Here is a 4,613-nt window from a genome sequence, read left to right on the forward strand (position 1 = left end):
TTACAATGGCTTACGCGATAAAGTCACCCGCAATGGGCCAACAGTGAAATACGAGCGCCGCCAGTTGTTAGGCTTTACTGACGGCGATATTGAATGGATTGGGGATCTGGCGTTGGAGTGGCTTGGGAAGTAGTTACGAATTATGTATTAGGTAAGTGAGCTTTCGGGCCTTTCCATTCGAATGAGTCTAGTAAACGCTGCAATATTGAACGCAATATCTCCATTGATGCTGGAGATACGTCTACTTCACCATAGTGCCCATTAGCCATAGTATTTCCGTATTTAGTGCCATTTAAGCTATTTAGTATTAAAACTCCAGAATCTGATTTGACCATTTGATTATCAACAGGTTTTAATTCTAATGGTTGAGGAGGTCTACTTGCATCCAATCCTCTCGATCTATCTTCTATATGATGAGCTGTATTTCGAACACCTAGCAGGTCAGGGAAATACTGCCTTAGCTCACAATGGAGGTCAGCGATTAATTCTGGCACATCACGATAATTCTTTAATACCTTTAAAAGTTTATCAAATGAATCGAGAGCATATAGAAATATGCGAGCATTTATTAGTGGCTGGTTATGAATGAATTCTCGGGGCAATTGTCCTTTAGACCATTTTTCACGCTTAAACCTAATTTCAGTCTCAAGTTGGATTTCATCCCAAGCATTATGGTTATGTGGGTTAAGGTGCTTGTTTTCTAATTCTTTTTTGATTTCATAACGTCTGGCATTATCAAGTTGCCATTGCTCCAGTATTGGATGTTCATTATTTTGATTTATGGATGTAAGGAACAGGTTCAATGCTAAATTCGCTTCATAAAATTGACTTTCCAAGTTTCTTAGTAAGCCCTCTACTTCCCAACTCCATTCATGGTCATCGCTTTCCAACCAAGTTCCTGGCTTTAATATTTCGAAAATATACAAAGGCCCTCCTTTAATTCATAGAATTGGCCAGCTATTCAAAATAGTAAGCCAGCAAAAGTCTGAGTATATCTACGCTAGCACAATAAAACTTGCAATTATGCTAGGTTCTACATGCCTTTTAAGCAATTATTATGAAAGTGTATAGAGTGATAACTCACCTTGGTACTTGCATTCAATGTAAATATCTTTATTGCTGAGAATAAGCTAACGGGATAGCGTTACCACAATAGGCTAACAGTTAGAGATGAACGCCGCCAGTTGTTAGGCTTTACTGACGGCGATAGTGAATGGATTGGGGATCTGGCGCTAGAGTGGATTGCTAAATAATACTACATCACAGCATCCCATGAGTTTTAGCGTAATCGCGCAACGCTTCATTCATCTTAGTTTGCCATCCATCCCCCTGCGCCCGATAGGCGTCTACCACATCGTGATCAATCCGTAGTTTAACCGGCTCTTTCGGATTTGCCAGTTTTGGCCGACCACGGGTTTTTATCACCTTTTCCGCGCCCTCTTTACCAAACAACTCGGTAAATACCTCGGTGGCTGGACGTGCGCGGGCAAACTCTGCCTCGCCCCACTCAGGGTTATCTGTCATGGTGACTTTACTGATTTTTTTGTTCATATCGCTTTACCTCACGGGAATTGGCCTTACGCAAGCTGATAACATGCACCTTGCCGTTACGTGGTGTGAATACCAACATATGTAACCGCTCTTTAATGTAGCCCAGTGCCTGAAAGCGCCGCTCTGGATATTCCTTACGTAGATCCTCAACAATTAGCGCGGTGGCAACTTCGAAATCACGCGCCATCTCAAAGGACAATTTACGTTCAGCAATATTTTTTTCGTTTTTGGTTGGGTCGTAAGATATGTCCATGCATTTAATGTACCCCCAATAAATGGAGCAATGCAAGCGATATCAGCATTCATGCTTTAGTTTCATTTCTCTTGTGCCATCCCCCACACAAAACCCATCACATGCCCCGCGCGCCCGTAGGCGGCACACTGGCCGCATGAATATCCTTATTGCTGGCATTAAACGCCTGTTGGCTAACATTATCCGTATTGGCATTGTCTCAGACGTCAGTCTCGCCAACGGACTATGCCGGGTCAAAATAGGCAACCTTGAAACCGATTGGCTCAATTGGTTAACGCTGCGCGCCGGTCGGGTGCGCTTTTGGTCTGCGCCGTCAGTGGGTGAGCAAGTGATGGTGCTCAGTATCGGCGGTGAACTCACCACCGGCTTTGTGCTGCCCGCCATCTTTTCAGATGCCAATCCGGCACCGTCACAATCACCTGACGCCATCGTGATCACCTTTCCTGATGGTGCGCGTTTTGAGTATGAGCCGGAAACCAGCCACCTGGCAGTAACCGGAATAGCCACCGCAATCATTGAGGCCAGCGAGTCAGTAACTGTCACTGCCCCCAATATAACCTGTGCTGCCTCGGTCAAAATCACACTGGATACCCCCGAAGTGGAATGCACCCATAACCTCACCACCGCGACGCTGAACGTGAAGCAAGGCGGCACCATGAGCGGCACTATCACCCATACCTGCGGCCAGTTCTCATCCAATGGCATTGTTATCGATAAGCATGACCACGGCGGCGTATTGCGCGGCGGTGCTGATACGCTGGGGATAAAATGACAAGCGATAAATATAGCGGCATGAACCGCAACAGCGGCTGGCACATCGACGATATTGACCATATCCGCCAGTCAATCAGTGACATTCTGACCACACCGCAAGGCACGCGGGTAATGCGCCGTGATTACGGCTCACTGGTCTCAACGCTCATCGACCAGCCACAAAATCCCGCTTTGCATCTGAAAATGATGGCGGCGGTTTATGGTGCGGTGATGCGCTGGGAGCCGCGCGTAACACTGAATGCCATCAGTATCACTACTCAGGCTGACGGCAAGATGAGGGTGGATTTAACCGGTAGTCGCACCGACAGCGATAACCGGTTAAGCCTGTCCGTGCCACTGGGGGGCCAATAATGCCAACCATCGATTTAAGCCAGTTACCGGCCCCTCGGGTGGTGGAACCGCTGGATTTTGAAAGCCTGTTTGCCGTGCGCAAAGAGGATTTTATCGCGCTGTACCCAACTGAGCAGCAAGACGCGGTGCGTTTAACGCTGTCATTTGAATCTGAACCCATCGTGAAGCTGTTGCAGGAAAACGCCTATCGTGAGTTGCTGCTACGCCAGCGTGTCAATGAAGGGGCGCAAGCGGTGATGGTGGCGCACGCGATGGGGAGTGATTTAGACCAACTCGGCGCGAATAATGGCATTGAACGGCTGACCATTACACCGGCCAATCCTGATGTTATTCCCCCCATCACCGCAGTGATGGAGTCTGACGACGATTTCCGCGTGCGTATTCCGCAAGCCTTTGAAGGCTTGAGCGTGGCCGGGCCAACCGGTGCTTATGAGTATCACGCCCGTAGCGCCGATGGTCGGGTGGCTGACGCCTCCGCGATTAGCCCATCACCCGCCTGTGTCACGGTTACGGTACTTTCCCGCGAGGGTAACGGCGAAGCCCGGCAAGATTTATTGGATAACGTCTTTGCTGCGCTGAACGATGAGAACGTGCGGCCAGTAGCAGACCGCTTAACCGTCAATTCCGCTGTTATCGTGGAATACCAGATTGACGCCACACTCTATTTTTATCCGGGGCCGGAAGCCGAACCCATTCGGGCGGCAGCCGAAGCCCGATTACAAAGCTACATCAGCACGCAGCGCCGGTTAGGGCGCGATATTCGCCTTTCCGCGATTTATGCCGCTTTGCATGTTGAGGGGGTGCAGCGGGTGGAGCTGGCCGCCCCGCTGATTGATGTGGTACTGGACAGAACGCAAGCCGCCCATTGCACCGGTTATACCTTGACGGTGGGCGGCTCCGATGAATAAGCGCTTATTGCCGGTTGGCTCTACCCCGCTGGAGATCGCCGCCGCCCAAGCCTGTGCGCGCATGGCTAACATTGACGTGCCGTTGCGCCAGTTATGGAACGCCGACACCTGCCCGCTGGTATTACTGCCTTATTTGGCGTGGGCGTGGTCAGTGGATCGCTGGGATGAGCACTGGCCGGAAGCCACCAAACGCGCGGTGGTCAACGCCTCCTACACCGTCCATAAACGCAAAGGCACTATTGGCGCGATTCGGCGCGTGGTGGAGCCGCTGGGCTATCTCATCAAGGTGATTGAGTGGTGGAAGACCAACGAGACACCCGGCACCTTTCGCCTGGATGTCGGCGTGCTGGAAACCGGCATTACCGAAGAAATGTATCAGGAATTAGAGCGGCTAATCGACGATGCCAAGCCGTGTAGCCGTCATTTAGTCGGCCTGTCGATTAATCTGGATGTGACCGGAACTGTCCCTGTCAGCGCCGCCAGCTATGACGGTGACGCAATGACCATTTACCCCTATGAATGGACTCAATATGACGAATAAATACTTTGCCTTACTAACCCATATCGGCGCGACCAAACTGGCGAATGCCACCGCACTTGGCACCCGCTTAGAGATAACCCATATGGCGGTCGGTGATGGCGGCGGCACCCTGCCAACCCCCGATCCGGCACAAACCCAATTGGTGAATGAACAGCGCCGCGCCGCATTGAATTCATTAAGTATTGACCCGAGCAATCCCCGTCAGATGATTGCGCAGCAGATTATCCCTGAGACC

Annotated in this window: 8 protein-coding genes; 5 read left to right on the top strand and 3 right to left on the bottom strand. The window is 50.3% G+C overall.

The window, feature by feature from the left end; genetic code table 11:
- Window positions 1–140: 140 nt before the first annotated feature.
- The 3 genes from YALDO0001_RS18950 to YALDO0001_RS18960 form a co-directional block, all read right to left on the bottom strand.
- On the bottom strand, window positions 141–926 hold the full coding sequence (locus YALDO0001_RS18950) for a hypothetical protein (RefSeq protein WP_004705569.1): 786 nt from the start codon (window positions 924–926) through the stop codon (window positions 141–143).
- Window positions 927–1,260: 334 nt separating this feature from the next.
- On the bottom strand, window positions 1,261–1,551 hold the full coding sequence (locus YALDO0001_RS18955) for a BrnA antitoxin family protein (protein ID WP_042840597.1): 291 nt from the start codon (window positions 1,549–1,551) through the stop codon (window positions 1,261–1,263).
- Window positions 1,532–1,804, bottom strand: a complete 273-nt coding sequence (locus YALDO0001_RS18960; RefSeq protein ID WP_004705570.1) for a BrnT family toxin — start codon at window positions 1,802–1,804, stop codon at window positions 1,532–1,534. The genes YALDO0001_RS18955 and YALDO0001_RS18960 overlap by 20 nt, the downstream gene beginning before the upstream one ends.
- Window positions 1,805–1,940: 136 nt before the next feature.
- Between YALDO0001_RS18960 and YALDO0001_RS18965 the strand changes: the two genes are divergently transcribed.
- The 5 genes from YALDO0001_RS18965 to YALDO0001_RS18985 form a co-directional block, all read left to right on the top strand.
- A complete protein-coding gene (locus YALDO0001_RS18965) occupies window positions 1,941–2,576 on the top strand; it encodes a phage baseplate assembly protein V (RefSeq protein ID WP_004705571.1) in 636 nt (211 codons plus the stop codon).
- The gene (locus YALDO0001_RS18970; protein ID WP_042840599.1) at window positions 2,573–2,929 is read left to right on the top strand and encodes a GPW/gp25 family protein; all 357 of its coding nucleotides are present in this window, start codon (window positions 2,573–2,575) and stop codon (window positions 2,927–2,929) included. The genes YALDO0001_RS18965 and YALDO0001_RS18970 overlap by 4 nt, the downstream gene beginning before the upstream one ends.
- Window positions 2,929–3,837: a baseplate assembly protein gene (locus YALDO0001_RS18975; RefSeq protein ID WP_004705572.1), complete on the top strand. Its 909-nt coding sequence runs from the start codon at window positions 2,929–2,931 to the stop codon at window positions 3,835–3,837. Before YALDO0001_RS18970 ends, YALDO0001_RS18975 begins: the two co-directional genes overlap by 1 nt.
- Window positions 3,830–4,378 carry a phage tail protein I gene (locus YALDO0001_RS18980; RefSeq protein WP_042840600.1) on the top strand — a complete coding sequence of 183 codons (549 nt, stop codon included), beginning with the start codon at window positions 3,830–3,832 and terminating at the stop codon, window positions 4,376–4,378. The genes YALDO0001_RS18975 and YALDO0001_RS18980 overlap by 8 nt, the downstream gene beginning before the upstream one ends.
- On the top strand, window positions 4,368–4,613 hold a 246-nt coding region (locus tag YALDO0001_RS18985; protein ID WP_042840601.1), incomplete at its 3' end, for a phage tail protein. The genes YALDO0001_RS18980 and YALDO0001_RS18985, both read left to right, overlap by 11 nt.

It is taken from the genome of Yersinia aldovae ATCC 35236 (assembly GCF_000173735.1).
Lineage (GTDB): Bacteria > Pseudomonadota > Gammaproteobacteria > Enterobacterales > Enterobacteriaceae > Yersinia > Yersinia aldovae.

What these genes read in the sequence shown, in the direction of transcription:
- YALDO0001_RS18955 (WP_042840597.1), bottom strand. Translation starts at nt 1,551, where the DNA reads ATGAACAAAAAAATCAGTAAAGTCACCATGACAGATAACCCTGAGTGG.
- YALDO0001_RS18960 (WP_004705570.1), bottom strand. Translation starts at nt 1,804, where the DNA reads ATGGACATATCTTACGACCCAACCAAAAACGAAAAAAATATTGCTGAA.
- YALDO0001_RS18965 (WP_004705571.1), top strand. Translation starts at nt 1,941, where the DNA reads ATGAATATCCTTATTGCTGGCATTAAACGCCTGTTGGCTAACATTATC.
- YALDO0001_RS18970 (WP_042840599.1), top strand. Translation starts at nt 2,573, where the DNA reads ATGACAAGCGATAAATATAGCGGCATGAACCGCAACAGCGGCTGGCAC.
- YALDO0001_RS18975 (WP_004705572.1), top strand. Translation starts at nt 2,929, where the DNA reads ATGCCAACCATCGATTTAAGCCAGTTACCGGCCCCTCGGGTGGTGGAA.
- YALDO0001_RS18980 (WP_042840600.1), top strand. Translation starts at nt 3,830, where the DNA reads ATGAATAAGCGCTTATTGCCGGTTGGCTCTACCCCGCTGGAGATCGCC.